The organism is Amycolatopsis sp. NPDC051371 (genome assembly GCF_040682155.1).
Classification (GTDB): domain Bacteria; phylum Actinomycetota; class Actinomycetes; order Mycobacteriales; family Pseudonocardiaceae; genus Amycolatopsis.
The window spans coordinates 57937-76059 of sequence record NZ_JBFBAG010000044.1 but is presented as its reverse complement, the minus strand read 5'-3'; the positions used below and the strand labels follow the sequence as shown (position 1 = coordinate 76059).

General features: G+C 71.8%; 19 protein-coding genes. 5 read left to right on the top strand and 14 right to left on the bottom strand.

Annotated elements, in window-relative coordinates; translation table 11 throughout:
• Positions 1-259 precede the first annotated feature (259 nt).
• The gene (locus AB0M59_RS40500) at positions 260-1198 is read right to left on the bottom strand and encodes an NADP-dependent oxidoreductase (RefSeq protein ID WP_364626406.1); all 939 of its coding nucleotides are present in this window, start codon (positions 1196-1198) and stop codon (positions 260-262) included.
• 127 nt (positions 1199-1325) lie between these two features.
• Between AB0M59_RS40500 and AB0M59_RS40495 the strand changes: the two genes are divergently transcribed.
• Positions 1326-1823, top strand: a complete 498-nt coding sequence (locus tag AB0M59_RS40495; protein WP_364626404.1) for a MarR family transcriptional regulator — start codon at positions 1326-1328, stop codon at positions 1821-1823.
• A 36-nt stretch (positions 1824-1859) separates the two neighbouring features.
• Here the strand turns inward: AB0M59_RS40495 and AB0M59_RS40490 are convergent, their stop codons facing one another.
• From AB0M59_RS40490 to rlmN, 3 genes are read right to left on the bottom strand one after another with little or no spacing between them, the layout of a single operon-like run.
• A complete protein-coding gene (locus AB0M59_RS40490) occupies positions 1860-2717 on the bottom strand; it encodes a helix-turn-helix domain-containing protein (RefSeq protein ID WP_364626402.1) in 858 nt (285 codons plus the stop codon).
• 42 nt (positions 2718-2759) lie between these two features.
• The gene (locus tag AB0M59_RS40485) at positions 2760-3026 is read right to left on the bottom strand and encodes a hypothetical protein (RefSeq protein WP_364626400.1); all 267 of its coding nucleotides are present in this window, start codon (positions 3024-3026) and stop codon (positions 2760-2762) included.
• A gap of 32 nt (positions 3027-3058) precedes the next feature.
• Positions 3059-4165, bottom strand: coding sequence for a 23S rRNA (adenine(2503)-C(2))-methyltransferase RlmN (rlmN, locus tag AB0M59_RS40480; protein WP_364626397.1), 1107 nt, complete (start codon positions 4163-4165; stop codon positions 3059-3061).
• A gap of 175 nt (positions 4166-4340) precedes the next feature.
• On the opposite strand from rlmN, the gene AB0M59_RS40475 reads away from it, so the two are divergent.
• Positions 4341-5078 carry an RDD family protein gene (locus AB0M59_RS40475; RefSeq protein ID WP_364626394.1) on the top strand — a complete coding sequence of 246 codons (738 nt, stop codon included), beginning with the start codon at positions 4341-4343 and terminating at the stop codon, positions 5076-5078.
• Between the two features lie 91 nt (positions 5079-5169).
• A complete protein-coding gene (locus AB0M59_RS40470; RefSeq protein WP_364626391.1) occupies positions 5170-5763 on the top strand; it encodes a hypothetical protein in 594 nt (197 codons plus the stop codon).
• Here the strand turns inward: AB0M59_RS40470 and AB0M59_RS40465 are convergent.
• From AB0M59_RS40465 to AB0M59_RS40440, 6 genes are all read right to left on the bottom strand, one after another.
• On the bottom strand, positions 5756-8065 hold the full coding sequence (locus tag AB0M59_RS40465; RefSeq protein WP_364626388.1) for a pyruvate dehydrogenase: 2310 nt from the start codon (positions 8063-8065) through the stop codon (positions 5756-5758). The genes AB0M59_RS40470 and AB0M59_RS40465 overlap by 8 nt on opposite strands.
• Positions 8066-8172: 107 nt before the next feature.
• Entirely contained in the window at positions 8173-8658 is a 486-nt protein-coding gene (locus tag AB0M59_RS40460; protein WP_364626385.1) for an Lrp/AsnC family transcriptional regulator, read from the bottom strand.
• 12 nt (positions 8659-8670) lie between these two features.
• Positions 8671-9678 (bottom strand): iron-siderophore ABC transporter substrate-binding protein, encoded by a 1008-nt coding sequence (locus AB0M59_RS40455; RefSeq protein ID WP_364626382.1) that lies wholly within the window; start codon positions 9676-9678, stop codon positions 8671-8673.
• Positions 9668-10486 (bottom strand): ABC transporter ATP-binding protein, encoded by an 819-nt coding sequence (locus AB0M59_RS40450; protein WP_364626379.1) that lies wholly within the window; start codon positions 10484-10486, stop codon positions 9668-9670. Before AB0M59_RS40450 ends, AB0M59_RS40455 begins: the two co-directional genes overlap by 11 nt.
• 10 nt (positions 10487-10496) lie before the next feature.
• On the bottom strand, positions 10497-11522 hold the full coding sequence (locus tag AB0M59_RS40445) for an iron chelate uptake ABC transporter family permease subunit (RefSeq protein ID WP_364626377.1): 1026 nt from the start codon (positions 11520-11522) through the stop codon (positions 10497-10499).
• Positions 11519-12526, bottom strand: a complete 1008-nt coding sequence (locus tag AB0M59_RS40440; protein WP_364626375.1) for an iron chelate uptake ABC transporter family permease subunit — start codon at positions 12524-12526, stop codon at positions 11519-11521. The genes AB0M59_RS40445 and AB0M59_RS40440 overlap by 4 nt, the downstream gene beginning before the upstream one ends.
• Before the next feature lie 161 nt (positions 12527-12687).
• Here AB0M59_RS40440 and AB0M59_RS40435 point away from each other — a divergent pair, with 161 nt between their 5' ends.
• Complete coding sequence (locus tag AB0M59_RS40435; RefSeq protein ID WP_364626372.1) at positions 12688-13332, top strand: PadR family transcriptional regulator; 645 nt, start codon at positions 12688-12690, stop codon at positions 13330-13332.
• On the opposite strand, the gene AB0M59_RS40430 is transcribed toward AB0M59_RS40435, so the two are convergent.
• Positions 13260-14081 carry a methyltransferase domain-containing protein gene (locus tag AB0M59_RS40430; protein ID WP_364626370.1) on the bottom strand — a complete coding sequence of 274 codons (822 nt, stop codon included), beginning with the start codon at positions 14079-14081 and terminating at the stop codon, positions 13260-13262. The two genes, AB0M59_RS40435 and AB0M59_RS40430, sit on opposite strands and share 73 nt — an antisense overlap.
• A gap of 112 nt (positions 14082-14193) precedes the next feature.
• On the opposite strand from AB0M59_RS40430, the gene AB0M59_RS40425 reads away from it, so the two are divergent.
• The gene (locus AB0M59_RS40425) at positions 14194-15039 is read left to right on the top strand and encodes a VOC family protein (RefSeq protein WP_364626367.1); all 846 of its coding nucleotides are present in this window, start codon (positions 14194-14196) and stop codon (positions 15037-15039) included.
• On the opposite strand, the gene AB0M59_RS40420 is transcribed toward AB0M59_RS40425, so the two are convergent.
• The 3 genes from AB0M59_RS40420 to frr all read right to left on the bottom strand — a co-directional run bounded on the left by AB0M59_RS40420 (position 15027) and on the right by frr (position 18117).
• A complete protein-coding gene (locus AB0M59_RS40420) occupies positions 15027-16346 on the bottom strand; it encodes an MFS transporter (protein WP_364626364.1) in 1320 nt (439 codons plus the stop codon). The genes AB0M59_RS40425 and AB0M59_RS40420 overlap by 13 nt on opposite strands.
• Before the next feature lie 80 nt (positions 16347-16426).
• Positions 16427-17560, bottom strand: a complete 1134-nt coding sequence (locus AB0M59_RS40415; RefSeq protein ID WP_364626361.1) for a phosphatidate cytidylyltransferase — start codon at positions 17558-17560, stop codon at positions 16427-16429.
• On the bottom strand, positions 17560-18117 hold the full coding sequence (gene frr, locus AB0M59_RS40410) for a ribosome recycling factor (protein WP_155545327.1): 558 nt from the start codon (positions 18115-18117) through the stop codon (positions 17560-17562). Before frr ends, AB0M59_RS40415 begins: the two co-directional genes overlap by 1 nt.
• Between the last annotated feature and the right edge of the window lie 6 nt (positions 18118-18123).

The window sequence follows — 18123 nt, the reverse complement described above, 5'->3', positions numbered from 1 at the left end:
GCCGGGCGGCCGATCCGGGGTTTCGTCGGTGACCCACGCGTACTCGATGGCCGACAGGTACCCGCCGCCGACCCGGACGAGCACCTCGCCCAGGTATTCGCCCGCGGGGCCGCGAACTTCGGCCCCGGACGGTAGCTCGCCGTCCGGAAGTCGAGCGGCGGCAACGGTCTCGGGCATGAATTCGAGGACTTCGCTTTCCGTCCCCGTCAGTTCCCGGGGTACCGCTGCCATGACGCGAAATCCTAGCGCCGGCTTCGCGTCAGGGCGCGAGGACGACGACTTTCCCGGCCAGCGTGCCCGCGGCGGCCTGGGCGTGGATCGCCGGCAGCTCGGCCAGCGGCACCCGCTGTCCGACGTCGACGCGCAGCTCCCCGCCGTCGATCAGCTCGACCAGCTGCGACAGCTGTTCGGCGTCGCTGCGGACGAAGAGGTCGATGCCGCGCACACCGCGCTCTTCGTCAGCGGGCGCGGGCATCCACACCGTCGTGTTGACCACGACACCGCCCGGGCGGACCAAGGTGACGAGCGCGGCCAGGTCGGCCGGGTCGACCGGCGCGAGGTTGAGCACGACGTCGACCGGTTCGGTCACCGCCGCGGGCACGCTGGTGCTCGTGTGGTCGATGACCTCGTCGGCGCCGGCGGACTTGACCGCCTCGCGACTGCGCGAGCTGGCCGTGGCGATGACGTGGGCCCCGGCCCGCTTGGCGAGCTGCACGGCGTAGCCGCCGACCGCTCCGCCGGCACCGTTGATGAGCACGCGTTGCCCGGCTTGCAGCTTGCCGTGGTCGAAGAGCGCCTGCCAGGCGGTGAGGCCCACCACCGGCAGCGCGGCGGCGTCGGGCAGCGGGATGCTCTTGGGCGCCGGCGTCAGGACCGCGGCCGGCGCGATGACGTATTCCGCGGCGGCGCCGTCACCGTCCATCGGCAGGAACCCGATGACGTCGACGCCGGCCTCGATGCCGTCGACGCCCTCGCCCAGCGCGTCGACCGTGCCGGCGACGTCGAGGCCGGGGGTGTGGGGCAGCACCACGGGGATGGGGCCCTGCATGAAGCCGCCACGGATGTTGCCGTCGACGGAGTTGAACGACGTCGCGGCGACGCGGATCCGGACTTCACCGGCGCCGGGGACGGGCTTCTCCACGTCTTCGTAGCGCAGGACGCCGGGCTCGCCGTACTCGTGGAAACGCACTGCCTTCATGGCGGTCTCACTCTCACTCGTTTGCTTCGAGTTCGAAGCAACTGAAGGCGACAGTACATCTGCTTCAAATTCGAAGCAAGTGATGCCGGTCACGGGTACTTCCAATTCGAAGCAGTAGACTGCCGCCATGCCTGAACCGTCGCTCGACCCGGTGCAGCTCGGCGCGTACTTCGACCTCGTCGAGGTGACCAGCCTGCTCCGGCACGCGGTCGAGCAGCAGCTGCGCGAGGCCGGCGACCTCAGCTACGTGCAGTTCCAGCTCCTGGCCCGGCTCGGGGATTCGCCGACGGGCAGCCACCGCATGACCGACCTGGCCGACGGCGTCGTCTACAGCCGCAGCGGCCTGACCTACCAGGCGGGACTGCTCGAGAAGGCGGGCCTGGTCGTGCGCACCCCTTCGCCGGACGACGAGCGGAGCGTCACGGTCACCATCACCGACGCCGGACGCGCGTTGCTCGCGAAGGTGTTGCCGGGGCACATCGAGGTGGTCGGCGGCCTGCTGTTCGAGCCGCTCTCGCGTGCCGACGTCGAAACCCTCGCCGGCCTGCTGGCGCCGGTGCGCGACCACATGCGCTCGACACCGCCCCGCTCGGCCGCGCCTCGCCGCCGCAAGGGCGGAGCTTGATCCACATGGCCCCCAGGATGGCGGCCACCGGCCCGGTCAGCCTGGGCCGGCTTGGCCCACCCTGACGACGGCCGGCTTGCCGGAGGCGCCGACGACCTCACCGAGCCGCGCCGCGTCGGCCGAGCCCGGTGCCGCGGTGAGGACCACCGCCATCAAGTCGTCACCCGGGACCTCGAGCAGGTTGCCGTCGAGCGTGATCTCGCCGGCTTCCGGATGACGGAACACGGCCCGGTTCTCGTAGGGGGCGGCTGTAGCCGGCGCGCGCCACCAGGTGTCGAACGGCCGGCTCGTGCTCCTCAACTCGTCGACGAGCTCGGCGAGCGACTCATCAGCCGGGTAGCGCGCGAAGGTGCTGCGCAACCGCGCGACGAGCATCGCCTGGAAACCGGCCGCGCGCTCGTCGGTGCGGCTGATTCCGCCGAGTGCGTTGCGGAAGGTGCGCCACGCGACGTTCCAGTCCCGGGCGTTCCCGGCCGGCGCCCCGCATTCCAGCGCCAGCCACGCACCGTTGACGGCGACCACGTTCCACGCGGCGTCGGTCAGGAAAACGGGAGTACTGCCGAACCGGTCCAGCAGCCGCACCGCGGCCGCCCCGGCCTCGCGCGGCACGTGCCCCTCGGCGGCGGCGTACCCGGCCAGCGCACAGAGCCGCTCGTAATCGGCTCGCCCGACCCGCAAGGCACGCGCGATGGCGCCCACCACACCGGCCGACGGGTGACTGCGTCCCTGCTCCAGCCGCCGCACGTAGTCCGCGGAAACCCCGGCCAGCTCGGCGAGCTCCTCCCGCCGCAACCCACGAACCCGCCGTCTGCCCTCGGCCGGCAGTCCCACCGAGGCGGGCTCGGTGTTCTCGCGCAACCAGCGCACCGCCGCCCCGAGCTCACGCAACGCCATGATGCGAGTCTGCACCACGGCGGGCGTCCGTCCGCAGGGGAATCAGCGATCAAGCCACGGCGCGAGCAGCTTCTCCAGATCCGCGTCCGACAACGCACGCGGCCCACCGTGGAACTCGTGCCACCGCGAAGCATCCCGCGCCGCCGTGTACTCCACCTCGTACGCCCGCATCAGCACGTACATGAACGTCACCGAGCTGAACCGCTCACCCAGCAACGTCCGGGCCTCACGGGCGATCTGAGTCGCGCCGGTGAAATCCGCGAGCTTCAACGATTCCGCAGCCGGGTCCAACAGGCTGGGGGCATACATCACGACGATTTCTCCATCATAGAAACGAAAACTCAGCCTTCGGCGGCGAGCTGACCGCAAGCCGCGGCGATCTCCTGGCCGCGCGTGTCGCGCACCGTGCACGCTACTCCGCCCGCGTTGACCAGCCGCACGAACTCGCGCTCCACCGGCTTCGGCGACGCGTCCCACTTCGAACCCGGCGTCGGGTTCAACGGGATCACGTTCACGTGCACCAGCTGACCCAAGTGCTTCCGCAACCGCTTCGCCAGCAGCTCCGCCCGCCACGGCTGGTCGTTGATGTCCCGGATCAGCGCGTACTCGATGGACACCCGGCGCCCGGAAGTGTCGGCGTAGTACCGAGCAGCGGTCAGCACCTCGTCCACCGACCAGCGCTCGTTCACCGGCACCAGCGTGTCCCGCAGCTCGTCGTCCGGCGTGTGCAACGAAACCGCCAACCGCACCTGCATCTTCTCGTCAGCCAGCTTACGAATCGCCGGCGCCAGACCCACGGTGGAGACCGTGACCGACCGCTGACCGATCCCCAATCCACCCGGGGCCGGATCGGTGATCCGCCGGACCGCCGCCACCACGCGCTTGTAGTTGGCCAGGGGCTCACCCATGCCCATGAAGACGATGTTCGACAGCCGGCCCGGCCCACCGGGCATCGTGCCGTCGCGCATGACCGCCGCCGCCGAACGGACCTGGTCCACGATCTCCGCCGTCGACAGGTTGCGGTCGAGCCCACCCTGGCCGGTCGCGCAGAACGGGCACGCCATGCCGCAGCCGGCCTGGCTCGAAATGCACAGCGTCGCGCGGTCCGGGTAGCGCATCAGGACGCTCTCCAGCAGCGTGCCGTCGTGCGCGCGCCACAGCGTCTTGCGCGTCGCGCCGTTGTCGGCCTCCAGGGCGCGGACCTCCGTGAGGAGCGTCGGCATCAACGACTCGACGAGCCGGGAGCGCGAAGCCGCCGGGATGTCCGTCATCTCCGCCGGGTCGACCGTCAGGCGCGAGAAGTAGTGGTTCGACAGCTGCTTCGCGCGAAACGGCTTCTCCCCCAGCTCGGCGACGGCGGCGGCGCGCTCGGCCACCGTGAGGTCGGCGAGGTGGCGCGGCGGCAGGCCGCGCTTGGGAGCGTCGAAAACGAGCGGGAGGGCAGTCATAACCGAACCAGTCTCCCACGGGCCCCCAGCCGCCGCCCGGGCCGCCCTGGCCGGGTGTACGCCAGGTCACCCCGCGGACTGGACAGTTCCCGGACAAAGGCGCGAGGCGTGCATCAGCGCCGCGGCGGCGCACGACTTCCCGGCTTGAACGCGAACAGCGGCGAAGGGAACGATCGTGACCACACCCGGCGGCGGACCGCGCCCGACGACTTGGCGCCGGTGGGGCGCCCGCTGGATCGACTGGCTCCTTCCCTGGCTCATCGGCTCACCCCTGTGGTTCGCGGCCGGCCACCTGATCCAGTCCGGCGCCACCGAACAGGCCGCGCTGCTGACCCGCGACAGCACCCTCGACGCCGTGTTCGGCAAGTGGGGCAACCTCGACGACGTCGGGCTCGCGGCGCTGTCCGGCTACTGGAGCACCATCGTGCTCATCGTCGGCTGCACGCTGACGCTCCAAGTCCTCCTCGTCGCGGCGTATGAGGTCGTCTTCGTGTACCGGTTCGGTCGCACCCCGGGGAAGATGGCGTTTTCGCTGACCGTGGTCCGGGCCGGGACGGGCGGCGCCCTGCTCCCGCTCGGCAACACCTTTCGCCGCACCGCCAGCGCGGTCGTCCTCCCCGGACTGGCCTGGGTGCTGCTGATCCTCGCGCTGCTCGACCTCAGTCTCCTGTGGGCGGTGCCCGGCGTCCTGCTGCTCGTGGCGTCGCTCGCCGACTGCCTCGCGCTGCGGGCCACGCCCGAAGGCCGCACCTGCTGGCACGACCGCCGGGCCGGGTCGGTCGTCGTGCCGATCACCTGGGGGCAGCAGCTGCGGCAGGTGCAGGACTCGCCGGCCGCGGCCCAGCTGCGCGCGACCGGCCGGCAGCTGCGGTCCCGCGCGACCGGCGACCCGGTGGACGACACCGCGTCCTGACGCCTCCGCCCGCCCTGGCTAGATTGTCGATCGCCCGGCGAAACCGGCCGGGGCGGTCGTGAGTCCAAGGGCGGACGAAAGAGGTGAACCCGTGCGGAGCCGTTTCCTCCTGGCCGTCGCGGTGGTGCTGGGCGCCGCCGCCTGCAGTTCCACCACCGGCGGTCAGGCGCAGCCCGTTCCGACCGTGACCAAGGTCGCCGGGCCGCAGGTCGTGGTCGCGACCATGCACGTCGCCCTGCCCGTCGGGACGACGTACACGGACAAGGGCCAGGACGGCCTGCTCGACGGCTGCGTCGCCGAAGGCGGCGCCGTCTGCCAGGCCCGGCTGCTGGATCTGCGCGAAGCGACGTCGGACCCCAACGCGCCCATCAACCTGCCCAGCGCGAAGCGGCCCTTCGGCTGGTACACCGGCACGGACGTCCCGACCTGCATCACCGCCGCCTCGCCGCCCGGGGACGCCGCCGTGGCGACCGGCAGCGACCTGCTCGACTCCGGGTTCAAGCCGATCGGCCCGAAGAAGGCCGAGTACGGCAAGTGGCAGGTCACCTGCCAGGACGCGACCCAGAACAACCAGGTCCGGATGTGGTGGCTGCCGACGAGCAAGATCCTCGTGGTCGAGTACGGGGCCTCCGCAGACTGGGACACGAAGATGGACGCGATGCTCGCCGCGGCGACGTTCAGCTGAGGACGTCGAGCGCCGCCCGGATGATCGCGTCCGTGTCGATGCCGTGGTGGCGGTACACGTCCTCCAGCGACCCGGACTGACCGAAGCCCGTGACGCCCAGCGCGACCGACGGCACCCGGTTGATCCCGGCCAGGAACGCCAGCGTGTGCGGGTGCCCGTCGAGGACGGTGACCAGCGGCTTCGCCCGCGAAGCCGGGAACGCCTGGTCGAGGATCCACGAGTCCCCGCTGCCGCGGCCCGACCGCGCTTGCATGGCCTCGAACAACAGGCCCGGGCTCGTCACGCACACGACGTCGGCCTCGACGCCCACCTGGGACAGCCGCTCGGCCGCGGCCAGGGTGTCGGGCACGAGCGCGCCCATCGCCGCGAGGGTGACCGAAGGCGACGAAGCCCGCCTCAGCAGATAGGCGCCCGCCACCACCTGACGGCGACGGCGTTCGCGCGCCGCCGGGTCCGTGGGCACGCCGGCGAGGGTCTGGTCGACCGGCCGCGTCGAGAGCCGGAAGTACGACGACGTGCCGCCCGGCTTGCCGAGCCGGCCGAGCGCCGCCAGCAGCGTCCACTCCGTGTCGATCGCAAACGCCGGTTCGTAGCTGACGCAGCCGGGCTGCTCGATGCCGATCGACGGTGTGGTGATCGACTGGTGCGCGCCGCCCTCCGGGGCGAGCGTGACGCCGGACGGCGTGCCGATCAGGATCGACTGCCCGCCCGCGTAGATGCCGAACGACCAGGGCTCCAGCGCGCGCTCGACGAACGGGTCGTACATGACGCCGATCGGCAGCAGCGGCTCGCCCCAGCGGCTCCAGGTCGCGCCCAGCTCGCCGAGCAGCCCGACGAGGTTCGTCTCGGCGATGCCCAGCTCGACGTGCTGGCCGGTGGGCTTCTCGCGCCAGTGCATGATCGTTTCGGGGTCGTCGTCGAACCAGTCGCGGCGCTCGGTCGCCGACCAGACGCCGACCTTGTTGACCCAGCCGCCGAGGTTGGTCGTCGAGCTGACGTCGGGGCTGACCGTCACGACACGCTTCGCCGCTTCGGGCGCTTCACGCGTCAGGTCGAGCAGGACGCGTCCCAACGCGGCCTGCGTCGTCGCGGTCCCGGACGGCGTCCGCCCGATGTCGACGGGCAGCTCCAGCGAAGGCGCCGAAGGGACGTCGGGACGGCGAAGGCGCGAAGCGACTTCAGCGCACAACGCCGCTTCGGACGAGCCCGGCGCGAAGCCCTCCCACGGCGAAGCGAGATCCGTCCCCAACGACGATGCCAGCTCTTCCATCTGCGCGACGGTCAGCAGCGACGAGTGGTTCTGCGGATGTCCCTGCGTCGGAAGACCGCGACCCTTGACGGTGTAGGCGAAGATCACCGTCGGGCGACTGTCCGAAATGGACGCGAAGGCGTCGTCGAGCGAGCCGGGGTCGTGGCCGCCGAGGTTCCGGATCGCGGCCAGCAGCGTCTCGTCGTCGAGCGACGCCACCAGGCCGGCCAGCGCGGAGTCCCCCGCGGGCAGCCGGTCCCGGACCTGGGCGGCGTCGCAGCGCAGCAGCCGCTGGTACTCCGGGTTCGGCATGCCGTCGATCCGCGCGCGCAGCTCGGCGCCGCCGGGTCGGGTGAAGAGCTCTTCCAGCAGCCGCCCGTACTTCAGCGTCAGGACCTGCCAGCCGGCCGCGTCGAACATGCCCTGCAGCCGCCCGGCCGCGATGTTCGGCACGACGCGGTCGAGGGACTGGCGGTTGAGGTCGACGATCCAGACGATCTCGCCCAGGTCGGCGACGCCCGGGTCGAGGATGGCCTCCCAGATCGCGCCTTCGTCCAGCTCGGCGTCGCCGACCAGCGAGTACTGGCGGCCGGTGCCGGCCGACGAGCCCCGGGTGGTCAGGTAGCGGCGGGCCAGCGCGCCCCAGATCGGGGCGGTCGCGCCGATGCCGACCGAGCCGGTCGAGTAGTCCACCGGGTCGGGGTCCTTGGCGCGGCTCGGGTAGCTCTGCAGGCCGCCGAACTCGCGCAGCGTCGGCAGGTAGGCCTCGTCGAGCTCGCCGAGCAGGTAGTTGATCGCGTGGAGCACCGGGGACGCGTGCGGCTTCACCGAGACGCGGTCCTCGGGGCGCAGGTGCCGGAACCACAGCGACGTCATGATCGAGACCAGGGACGCGCACGACGCCTGGTGCCCGCCGACCTTCAGCCCGGACGGGTTGGGCCGGACGCGGTTGGCCTGGTGCACGATCGCGGTGGCGAGCCACAGCACCCGCCGTTCGATCGCGGCGAGCTCTTCGGAGCCGGTCGCCGGAACGGTCGCGGAGGGCTGGGTCATCGTCGACACCTTTCGTGCAGGAAGTGCCCACCAGGACAGCACTGGTGGACGCTTCGCACAACCGACGCCCTCGCAACCGAGCAGAATGCCCACCCGAACGGGACGGCTCAGGTCTCCGGGTGCGCAGAATGCACGCGCTCCAGCAGGGGCGTGAGCCGGTACGGGACGAGCTCGCGCATGACGAGCGAGATGTTCGTCCGCTCCACGCCGGGCGAGGCGAGGATCCGCCCGGCGATGCGGTAGAGGTCGTCGGCGTCGACGGCCACCACCTGCACCATCAGGTCGCTCGCCCCGGTCAGGCCGCACACCTCGGTGACCTCGGGGATCGTCGCCAGCGCGTCGGCGATCTCCGCCAGCCGCCGCTGGTCGACCTGCGCGTTGACGAACGCCCGCAGCGGGTAGCCCAGCCGCGCCGGGTCGATGCGGCGTTCGAACGACCCGAGGACGCCGCGCTGCTCCAGCCGCGCGAGCCGGGCCTGCACCGTGTTGCGGGACAGGCCCAGCCGCTCGGCCAGCGCGACGGCCGTGGACCGCGGGTCCTCCCCCAGGGCCTGGAGCAGGCGCGCGTCGATCTCGTCGATGGTTTCCGGCACGCGCCGATCTTCTCAGCCCAGGTACTTCTTGAGGTCGTCGAGGACCTTCATCGCCCCGATCGGGCCGAGCCCCAGGAACCAGACCTCGTCGGCGACGGGGATGGCGTGCTTGGCCTTGACCGCACCCAGCCCGGCCCACAGCCCGCTGCTCGTGACAGCCTTCTCGTCCGCGCTCGGGCCCGCGCCGTAGCTGGAGTAAAAGATCCAGTCGGCGTCGGCCTCGTCGATGCGCTCCTTGGAGATCTGCGCCGCCAGCTCGTCGATGTTCTGGTTCGCGGGCCGCTCGAGGCCGACGTCCTTGAGGATCACGCCGATGAAGGACAGGTTGCCGTAGAGCCGGATGTTGCCCGACAGGAACCGCAGCAGCGAGATCTTGGGCGCGCCCTTGACGGCGGCCTTCACCTCGTTCGCGCGCTTCTGGTAGTCGTTGAGCAGCCCGACGGCCTTCGTCTCGTCGCCCAGCGACGCCCCGATCAGCAGCAGGTTCTCCTTCCACGGGAAGCCGGGCCGGATGCTGAACACCGTCGGCGCGATCTTCGACAGCTGCGGGTAGAGGTCGTTGGCGCGCAGCTTGCTGCCGACGATCAGGTCCGGCGTCAGCGCCGCGATCGCCTCGAGGTTCAAGTTGTTGATGTCCCCGACGGTCTGGATGCCCTTGACGCGATCGGCCAGGTAGGACGGCACACCCGTCTGCCCGGCGGTGGTGGCCATGCCGACCGGGGTGACGCCGAGCGCGAGGACGTCGTCGAGCTCACCGCTGTCGAGGACGACGACCCGCACGGGCTTCTTGTCGAGCTTCGTCTTGCCCAGCGCGTGCGTGACGGTGCGCGGGAAGACGCCGGGACCGACGTCCGCGCCGAGCTTGGCGGTCTCGCTGTCCGCGGTCGAGAACAGCCGGCCGCCGGTCGCGACGTCCTGGTCGCCGACGCCGGACGTGCTCGGCTTCGCCGGCTGTCCGCAGGCGGCGAGGAGCGTGCCGGCCGCGAGCAGCGCGACCAGGCGGGTCCACTTAGGACGCATCGGGAGTGCCTTCTTCCTGGGGGGTGGCCCGCCGCCGGCCGATCGGGACGACCAGGGGCGTGGCGGAGACCGGGTCCTGGATGACCCGGCAGGGCATGCCGAAGACGTCGGCGACGAGGTCGGCGGTGAGGATGTCGGCGGGCGCGCCCTCGGCGGCGATCCGGCCGTCCTTCATCGCGATCAGGTGGTCGCCGTAGCGGGCGGCCAGGTTGAGGTCGTGGAGGACGATGACGATCGTCCGGCCGTCCTCGGCGTTCAGCTCCGCGAGCAGGTCGAGGACCTCGACCTGGTGGGCGATGTCGAGGAACGTCGTGGGCTCGTCGAGCAGCAGCACCGGCGTCCGCTGCGCCAGGGCCATGGCGATCCAGACGCGCTGGCGCTGCCCGCCGGACAGCTCGTCGACGGGCCGGTCGGCCAGCTCGACGGTGTCGGTCGCGAGCATCGCTTTCGCGACGGCGCCGTCGTCTTCGGCGTTCCAGCGGCGGAACATGCCCTGGTGCGGGTAGCGGCCGCGGCCGACGAGGTCGGCGACGGTGATGCCCTCGGGTGCGGTCGGCGACTGCGGCAGCAGGCCGAGCACGGTGGCGACGTCCTTGCTGCGCAACGTGGTGATGCCCTTGCCGTCGAGGTAGACGGCCCCCGCGGTCGGCGTCAGAAGCCGCGCCAGGCCGCGCAGGAGCGTCGACTTCCCGCAGGCGTTGGTCCCGACGATCATCGTCACGCGTCCCTCGGGGATGCGGACGGACAAGTCCTTGACCACCCGCAGAGATCCGTAGCCGAGTTCGAGGTTCTCGGTGTGCAGTGTCATGGCGTTCCCCTCACACTCGCCCGGCGCGGTTCGCGGTCGCGAGCAGCCACAGCAGGTACGGCGCGCCCACAGCGCCGGTGACGACGCCGACCGGCAGCTGGGCGCCGAGCAGGTGCTGGGCCACGAAGTCGCCCAGCAGCACCACGAGCGCGCCGGTCAGCGCCGCGGGGACGAGTCCCGCGCGGGCGCCGCCGACGAGCCGGGTCGCGATCGGGTTGGCCACGAAGGCGACGAACGCGACCGGTCCGGCGGCCGCGGTCGCGAACGCGGCGAGCGCGACGGCGACCAGGAGGAGCGCAACGCGGCTGCGTTCGACGCGCAGGCCGAGTCCGGCGGCGGTGTCGTCGCCCAGCTGCAGCCCGATGAGCGCCCGGTTCTGGAGCAACGCCGCGGGAAGCAGGACGACGAGCGCGGCGGCGAGCGGCCCGGCGTGGTCCCAGCCGCGGCCGTTCAGGTTGCCGGTCAGCCAGACCAGCGCCTGCTGGGCGAGGGTGACGTCGGCCCAGGTCATCAGATACGACACGACGCTGGTCAGCACCGCGCCGACGCCGACGCCGACGAGCACCAGCCGGTAGCCGTGGACGCCGCCGCGGCGGGCGAGCAGGTAGATCGTGGCGCCGGTGAGCAGCGCGCCGGCCAGGGCCGCGGCCGAGACGACCGCGCCGCCGGCCCCGAACAGCACGATCGCGACGACGGCCGCCGCGCTCGCGCCCTGCGTCACGCCGATGACGTCGGGGCTGGCCAGCGGGTTGCGCAGGAGGCGCTGGAAGAGCGCGCCGGACGTCCCGAAGGCGACGCCGACGAGGACACCGGTGACGGCTCGCGGCAGCCGGAGTTCGGTCACGACGTAGGCCGCGCGGCCGGTGGCGTCCCCGAACAGGAGACCAGGCAGGTCGCCGAGCGGGACCGGGAAGTCGCCCACCGCCAGGGAAACCGCGAAGACGACGACGATCGCGAGCAGCAACAGCAGCGACACCGTGCGGGCCCGGACAGCGCCGCGGCGGCGCGCGGCAACCACTACCTCGACGGCGTTCACACCGCCACGACCTTCCGGCGGCGCACCAGCAGCACGAACACGGGCGCGCCGACGAGCGCGGTGACGATCCCGACCTGGACCTCGGCCGGGCGCGCGACCACGCGGCCCAGGACGTCGGAAACCAGCAGGAGCAGCGGCGCCATCAAGGCCGAGTACGGCAGGAGCCAGCGGTGGTCGGGGCCGGTGAGCAGCCGGGCGGCGTGCGGCACGGTCAGCCCGACGAACGCGATCGGCCCGGCGATCGCCGTCGCCGTCCCGCACAGCACGACGACGGCCAGCGCGCACACCAGCCGCGCGACCGGCACGTTCTGGCCGAGCGAGCGGGCGACGTCCTCGCCGAGGGCGAGCGCGTTGAGCAGCCGGGCGGAGATCAGCGCCAGCACGACGCCCGCCAGGACGAACGGCACGGCCTGGGTGATCGTCGCCGCGTCCCGGCCGGTCAGCGAGCCGACCTGCCAGAAGCGGTACTGGTCGAAGGTCGTCGTGTCGGTCAGCAGCAACGCGCTCGTCACCGAGGCGAGGGCCGCCGTCACCGCGGCGCCGGCGAGCGCGAGCTTCACCGGTGTCGCCCCGGCCCGGCCGAGCGAGCTGACGCCGTAGACGACGGCACCGGCGGCCGCGGCGCCCGCGAAGCCGAACCAGACGTAGCCGCCGACGCTGGTGATGCCGAAGGTGCCGATCCCCAGGACGACGAAGAGCGCCGCACCCGCGTTGACGCCGAGCAGTCCCGGGTCGGCCAGGGGGTTGCGCGTCGCGCCTTGGATGATGGCGCCGGACAGGCCCAGCGCGACGCCGGCGAGCACCCCGGCGAGGGTGCGCGGGAGCCGGAGCTCGCGGACGACGAGGTGGTCGGGGTTGCTCGCGTCGAAGTGGAAGAGCGCGTCCAGCACGGTGCCCGGGCTCAGGCCGCGGGTCCCGACGGCGATGCTGAGCAGCACGGCGGCGGCGACGGCCGCGGTGAGGACCAGCAGCCCCGCCGTCAGCGGGAGCGATCGGGTGCGCACTGGTCGTTACCTTTGCTAACAGCTGTTTAGGCTTGCCTAATCTAAAGCTCAGCACCTGACGACTCAAGTTCCGTGAGCGGCATCACCGGACCGAGGTTGCCATCCGACCGTTTCCGATATATCGTGAAGCAGTCGCAACAGTTCGAGAAAGGAACACAGACATGCGTAGGCAACGACACCCCTTCACGCAAGAACATCCCTTCGCCCAGGAACGTGGGCGTGCACCCTTCGGTGGCTTCGGCGAGTTCCCCCCGGGCTTCGGCCCGCGTGGCGGACGCGGCCGGGGTCACGGACCGGGCCGGCGGGGTCACGGTGGACGGCGCAGCCGTCGCGGTGACGTCCGCGCCGCGATCCTGGCGCTGCTCGCCGAGCAGCCCCGGCACGGCTACGAGATCATCCGCGAAATCGGCGAGCGCTCCGGCGGCTTCTGGCGGCCGAGCCCCGGCTCCGTCTACCCGACGCTGCAGCTGCTGGCCGACGAAGGCCTGGTCATCAGCAAGGACGAACACGGCAAGAAGCTCTTCGAGCTGACCGACACCGGCCGCACCGCCGCGGAAGAGCAGGACAGCACTCCGCCGTGGGAGCACATCGCGCAGGACGTCGACCCGACCGAGGTCGGGCTCGCCAAGGCGGGCAAGAACCTGGCCGCCGCCGTCCTGCAGATCATGCGCGCGGGCACCGAGAGCCAGCAGGCCCGCGCGGCCGAGGTGCTCAACGACGCCCGGCGCTCGCTCTACGGCATCCTCGGCGAAGACGAGGATGAGTCCTCGGCCCCCGAGACTTCGACCGAAGAAGCAGCCGAGTGACGTGGCAGGACGAGGCCGGTGGGCTTGCCCCGCGCGTGGACGCGGTAGCCCACCGGCAGCGTCAGGTCGTGCGCGCGATTCCCATTACGCTGCACCGACTCCGCGATCGCCTGTTCGGCGACGCGCTTGCTGAACTCGATCTTCAGCACCGCTTCGAGGTCCCCCGCCGTCTCGAACCGCCACTCGGTGGTGACCCGGCGGCACCCGAACCCGGCCCGGGCGAAGAACCGTTCGACGGCACCCGGGTCGTAGTGCGGTAGGTCGGCGCGCATCCAGGTGCCGTAGGGCTCGCTGGTCACGTCGAGGTCGACGATCAGCAGCACCCCGCCCGGCCGCAGCACCCGCTCGGCCTCCGCCAGCCCCGGCTCGCAGCCGGGCCCGAAGAAGTACGCCGTGCGCGCGTGGACGACGTCGACGCTCGCGCTGCGGACCGGCAGCCGCTGGGCCCGGCCCATCCGGACGTCCACGTTCGACAGTCCCTCGACCCGCTCCAGCGCGGTGCGCACGAGCGGCTCGTGCGGTTCCACTCCGAGCACCGAACGCGCGTCGCGGGCGAAGCGCGGCAGGTGGAACCCGTCCCCGCAGCCGACGTCCAGCACGTCCCGGCCGGCCCAGTCGCCCTCTTCACGCAGCACGCGCCAGATCTCGCCGCCGCTGTCCTGCGCCCGGTTCTCCAGCTCGTAATCGGCCTGGTAGTACCAGATGTTCGGACTCGGCACGACCTCCGCGCGCCGGGACGACCACCGCACCGCTGCTCCTTTCGGGGCCTTCACTCGCCGGCAGTTATTTTCCGGCGGCCGAATCTTGGCGGAAACCTCACGGATCACGCATAGAATTCGGTGGGTCTCGGGAGGAGCACCCATGGCGATCGACCCGTCCACCACCGCGTCCCCGGTCCCGGCCGGAATCCCGTGCTGGATCGAGCTGGCCTGCCGCGAACAGGCCGTGGCGGAAAGATTCTACGGTGCCCTCTTCGGATGGACCTACGCCACTCAGCGCGACCCGGCGACGTCCGACGGCCGGTACGCCATCGCGACGCTCGGTGCCGTCCCGGTGGGCGGCCTCTACCGCGCCGCCCAGGGCGCGCCGCTGGGCTGGATGCCGCACCTGTCGGTGCCGCACACCGCGAGCGCGGCCGAATGGGTGGAGCACCTCGGCGGGCGGCTGACGCTGGGCCCCATGCCGATCCCGCAGCGCGGCACGATCCTGCACGCCTACGACACGAGCGGCGCGCCGGTGGTGTTCTGGGAGGTGCCGCCGGACTGGGAGTTCGTCACCGGGATCCCCAACACCTTCAGCGGCGCGGACCTCAACACCCACGACGGCGTCGCGGCGGATCACTTCTACACCAAGCTGTTCACCTACGGGAGCCACCAGATCGGCGACGGCGAGTCCTTGGACTACGTCGAATGGCTCATCGAGCACGAGCCCGTGCTGTACCGGTACGTGATGGGTTCGGAGTACAGCCTCGACACCCCGCCGCACTGGCTCGTCTACTTCGACATCGACCCGGCCCGCGGCGTCGACGCCGTCGCCGGCGAAGCGCTGATGAACGGCGGCACCGTCGTGATCCAGCCGTACGACACGCCGTTCGGCCGGATGTCGATCCTCGCCGACCCGGAAGGCGCCGTCTTCGCGGTGATCGACCACTCGCGCGTCTCGGAGGACTGGGGCCGCGCCGAGGTCGACGACCCCTACGACGACTGACGCTCGGCGAACGCGAGCCCCGCGACGAGCGCGTACCCGCCCGCCACCAGCCACATCCCCGTGGCCGGCAGCAGTGCGCCGACGAGCGCGACCCCGATCGCGCCGCCGGTCTGGCGCGACGCGTTGAGCACGCCCGCGGCCAGCCCGGCCTTGCCCGGCAAGGAGTTCATCGCCAGCGACGTCATCGCGGGCATGGCCAGCGAGCAGCAGCCGAAGACGACCGAGACCACGACGAACGGCACGAGCGCCCGGTCCTGCGGCAGCAGCGCGAAGCCCACGGAACCGGCGAGGCCCGCCAACGCGCCCGCGACCATCGGGACGCGCGGGCCGGACCGCCCGGTCAGGCGGCCGCTGAAGAACGCGTTGAGCCCGATCACCACCGTCAGCGGCACCAAGACGAGCCCGGCGGCGAGCGCGCCGAGCGACCAGGCGCGCTGCAAGTACAGCGCGAGGCAGAAGAGCGTGCCGTAGAGGCAGAAGTTGAACAGGCCGCCGATCCCGGTGGCCACCGCGAAGTTCCGGATCTTCAGGATTCCGAGCGGGAGCACGGGTTCCCCGACGCGCTTCTCGACCGCCACGAACACCGCACCGGCCACGACTCCTCCGCCCAGCAGTGCGAGCGTCCCCGGCGCGAGCCAGCCGGCGTGCCCGGACCCGATGAACCCGGCGACGAGCCCCGCGAGCGACGCCGTGCCCGTCAGCTGCCCGGCCAGGTCCAGGCGGGTGGTGGTGTGGCGGGGCGGTTCCGCGACCGCGCGCCGCGTCAGGACGATCGCGACGACGCCGACCGGGACGTTGACCGCGAAGACGAGCCGCCAGTCGGCGAGGCCGACCGCGAGCCCGCCGAGCATCGGTCCGGCGGCGAGGCCGACGCCGCTCATACCGCCCCACACACCGAGGGCGCGCGCCCGCTCCCGCGCGTCCGGGAACTGGTGGACGATCAGTGCGAGCGACGACGGCAGCAGCGCCGCGGCGCCCGCGCCCTGCACCGCCCGCGCGGCGATCAGCCAGGCGGCGTCACCGGCGAGTGCGCAGGCGACGGACGCGAGGACGAAGACGGCGACGCCGACCTCGAACACGTGTCGCGAACCCCACCGGTCGCCGGCGGCGCCCCAGGTGAGCAGGAACGCGGCGAGCGTGACGGTGTAGGCGTCGACAACCCACTGCAGCGCGGCCGTCGACGGTTCGCCGAAGTCGGCGCCGATCGCGGGCAGGGCGAGGTTCACGATGGTCGCGTCGAGCGTGATCATCACGAAGCCCAGGCAGACGGCGGCGAGCGCGAGCCGGGCGCGGGATTCGGTGAGCATGCCCCGAGTGAAACCCGCCGAAGCTTCGGCCGTCCACGACGCTTCGCCTACGTCTCTTAGGCGGAAGCTCCCACCCCAGGTCAGCCTAGGGGCACGAAGGCCGAAAGCAGCAGCCAGGACACCACCGCTGAAGGCAGCAGCGAGTCGAGGCGGTCCATGATCCCGCCGTGGCCGGGCAGCAGCGTGCCCATGTCCTTGACGCCGAGGTCGCGCTTGATCAGCGACTCGACGAGGTCGCCGAGGGTCGCGGTCAGCACGATCGCGACACCGAAGAGCACGCCTTGCCAGACGTGGCCGTCCAGCAGCAGGCTGAGGGTCAGCGCCCCGGCCACGACGCCGCCGACCAGCGAACCGCCGAAACCTTCCCAGGTCTTCTTCGGGCTGATGGTGGGCGCCATCGGGTGCTTCCCGCCGAGGACGCCGGCGATGTAACCACCGGTGTCCGACGCGACAACGCCGATCAGGAACGTGAGGACGCGCCCGACGCCGTCCGAGGGCGGCACGAGCATCGCCGCGAAGGCGCCGAAGAGCGGCAGGTACGCGGCGGCGAAGACCGACGAGCTGATGTCGCGCAGGTAGCCCTTCGCGCCGCCGGGCAGACGCCACAGCAGGCAGGCGAGCACGGTGAGGACGAACGCGGTGAGCGCGCCTTCCCGGCCGAACGGCCAGGCCAGCCAGATCATCGTCTGCCCGCCGACGAGCACCGGGATCATCGCGACCCGGGTGTCGGCGACCCGGCGCAGCACCCCGGCGAACTCGAAGGTGCCGACCGCGATCGCGATCGCGATGATCCCGATGAACAGGAAGCGCACGGTGAGCAGGGAAACGATGATCGCGGCCCCGAGCAGCAGCCCCACGCCGATGGCCGCGGGCAGGTTCCGCCCGGCCTTGGAGCCCTTTTTGGCCTCGGGCGCCGGGGTCCCGACGGGCGTCTCCGCCGCGGCGGTCCCGGCGGCCGACAAGCGGCTGGCTTCACCGGTTCCCGAGGGCACCGAAGCCGCACCCGAGGTCTCGGGCACGACCGGCGTCTCGGCCGCGCTGCCGGTTCCCGGAGTCACCGGCACACCCGGCGTCTCGGCCGCTGGGCCGGTCCCCGGGAACTCCGGCGCGGCCGGGATGCCGGCGTCGGCCGGCCCCGGCGTCCCGGGAGCGGCCGCCGGTTCTTCTCCGGTGGCTTCCACCCGGTCCTCGCGTTCCTCGCTCACCTGTGCCATCAGACCTCGAGCAGCTCGGCTTCCTTGTGCTTGACCAGCTCGTCGACCTTGTGCGAGTAGGTGTCGGTGAGGTTCTGCAGTTCCTTCTCCGCGCGCACGACCTCGTCCTCGCCCGCTTCGCCGTCCTTGCCGATGCGGTCGAGCTCTTCCTTGGCCTTGCGGCGGATGCTGCGGATGGTCACCCGGGCGTCCTCGCCCTTGCTCTTGGCGACCTTCACCATCTCCTTGCGCCGCTCCTCGGTGAGCTGCGGGATGACGATCCGGATCACGTTGCCGTCGTTGCTCGGGTTGACCCCGAGGTCGGACTCGCGGATCGCCTTCTCGATGGCGTTCAGCTGCGTCTGGTCGTAGGGCTTGATCAGCGCCATCCGCGCCTCCGGCACGTTGACGCTGGCCAGCTGGTTCAGCGGGGTCGGCGCGCCGTAGTAGTCGACCACGATGCGCGAGAACATCGACGAGGTGGCCCGGCCGGTGCGCACCGACGTCAGGTCGTCCTTCGCGACGGACACCGCTTTTTCCATCTTCTCCTCGGCGTCGAGGAGGGTCTCGTCGATCACGGCTAC

What these genes read in the sequence shown, in the direction of transcription:
- AB0M59_RS40435 (WP_364626372.1), top strand. Translation starts at nt 12,688, where the DNA reads ATGCGTAGGCAACGACACCCCTTCACGCAAGAACATCCCTTCGCCCAG.
- AB0M59_RS40425 (WP_364626367.1), top strand. Translation starts at nt 14,194, where the DNA reads ATGGCGATCGACCCGTCCACCACCGCGTCCCCGGTCCCGGCCGGAATC.
- AB0M59_RS40500 (WP_364626406.1), bottom strand. Translation starts at nt 1,198, where the DNA reads ATGAAGGCAGTGCGTTTCCACGAGTACGGCGAGCCCGGCGTCCTGCGC.
- AB0M59_RS40420 (WP_364626364.1), bottom strand. Translation starts at nt 16,346, where the DNA reads ATGCTCACCGAATCCCGCGCCCGGCTCGCGCTCGCCGCCGTCTGCCTG.
- AB0M59_RS40490 (WP_364626402.1), bottom strand. Translation starts at nt 2,717, where the DNA reads ATGGCGTTGCGTGAGCTCGGGGCGGCGGTGCGCTGGTTGCGCGAGAAC.
- AB0M59_RS40495 (WP_364626404.1), top strand. Translation starts at nt 1,326, where the DNA reads ATGCCTGAACCGTCGCTCGACCCGGTGCAGCTCGGCGCGTACTTCGAC.
- AB0M59_RS40455 (WP_364626382.1), bottom strand. Translation starts at nt 9,678, where the DNA reads ATGCGTCCTAAGTGGACCCGCCTGGTCGCGCTGCTCGCGGCCGGCACG.
- AB0M59_RS40450 (WP_364626379.1), bottom strand. Translation starts at nt 10,486, where the DNA reads ATGACACTGCACACCGAGAACCTCGAACTCGGCTACGGATCTCTGCGG.
- AB0M59_RS40485 (WP_364626400.1), bottom strand. Translation starts at nt 3,026, where the DNA reads ATGTATGCCCCCAGCCTGTTGGACCCGGCTGCGGAATCGTTGAAGCTC.
- rlmN (WP_364626397.1), bottom strand. Translation starts at nt 4,165, where the DNA reads ATGACTGCCCTCCCGCTCGTTTTCGACGCTCCCAAGCGCGGCCTGCCG.
- AB0M59_RS40415 (WP_364626361.1), bottom strand. Translation starts at nt 17,560, where the DNA reads ATGGCACAGGTGAGCGAGGAACGCGAGGACCGGGTGGAAGCCACCGGA.
- AB0M59_RS40465 (WP_364626388.1), bottom strand. Translation starts at nt 8,065, where the DNA reads ATGACCCAGCCCTCCGCGACCGTTCCGGCGACCGGCTCCGAAGAGCTC.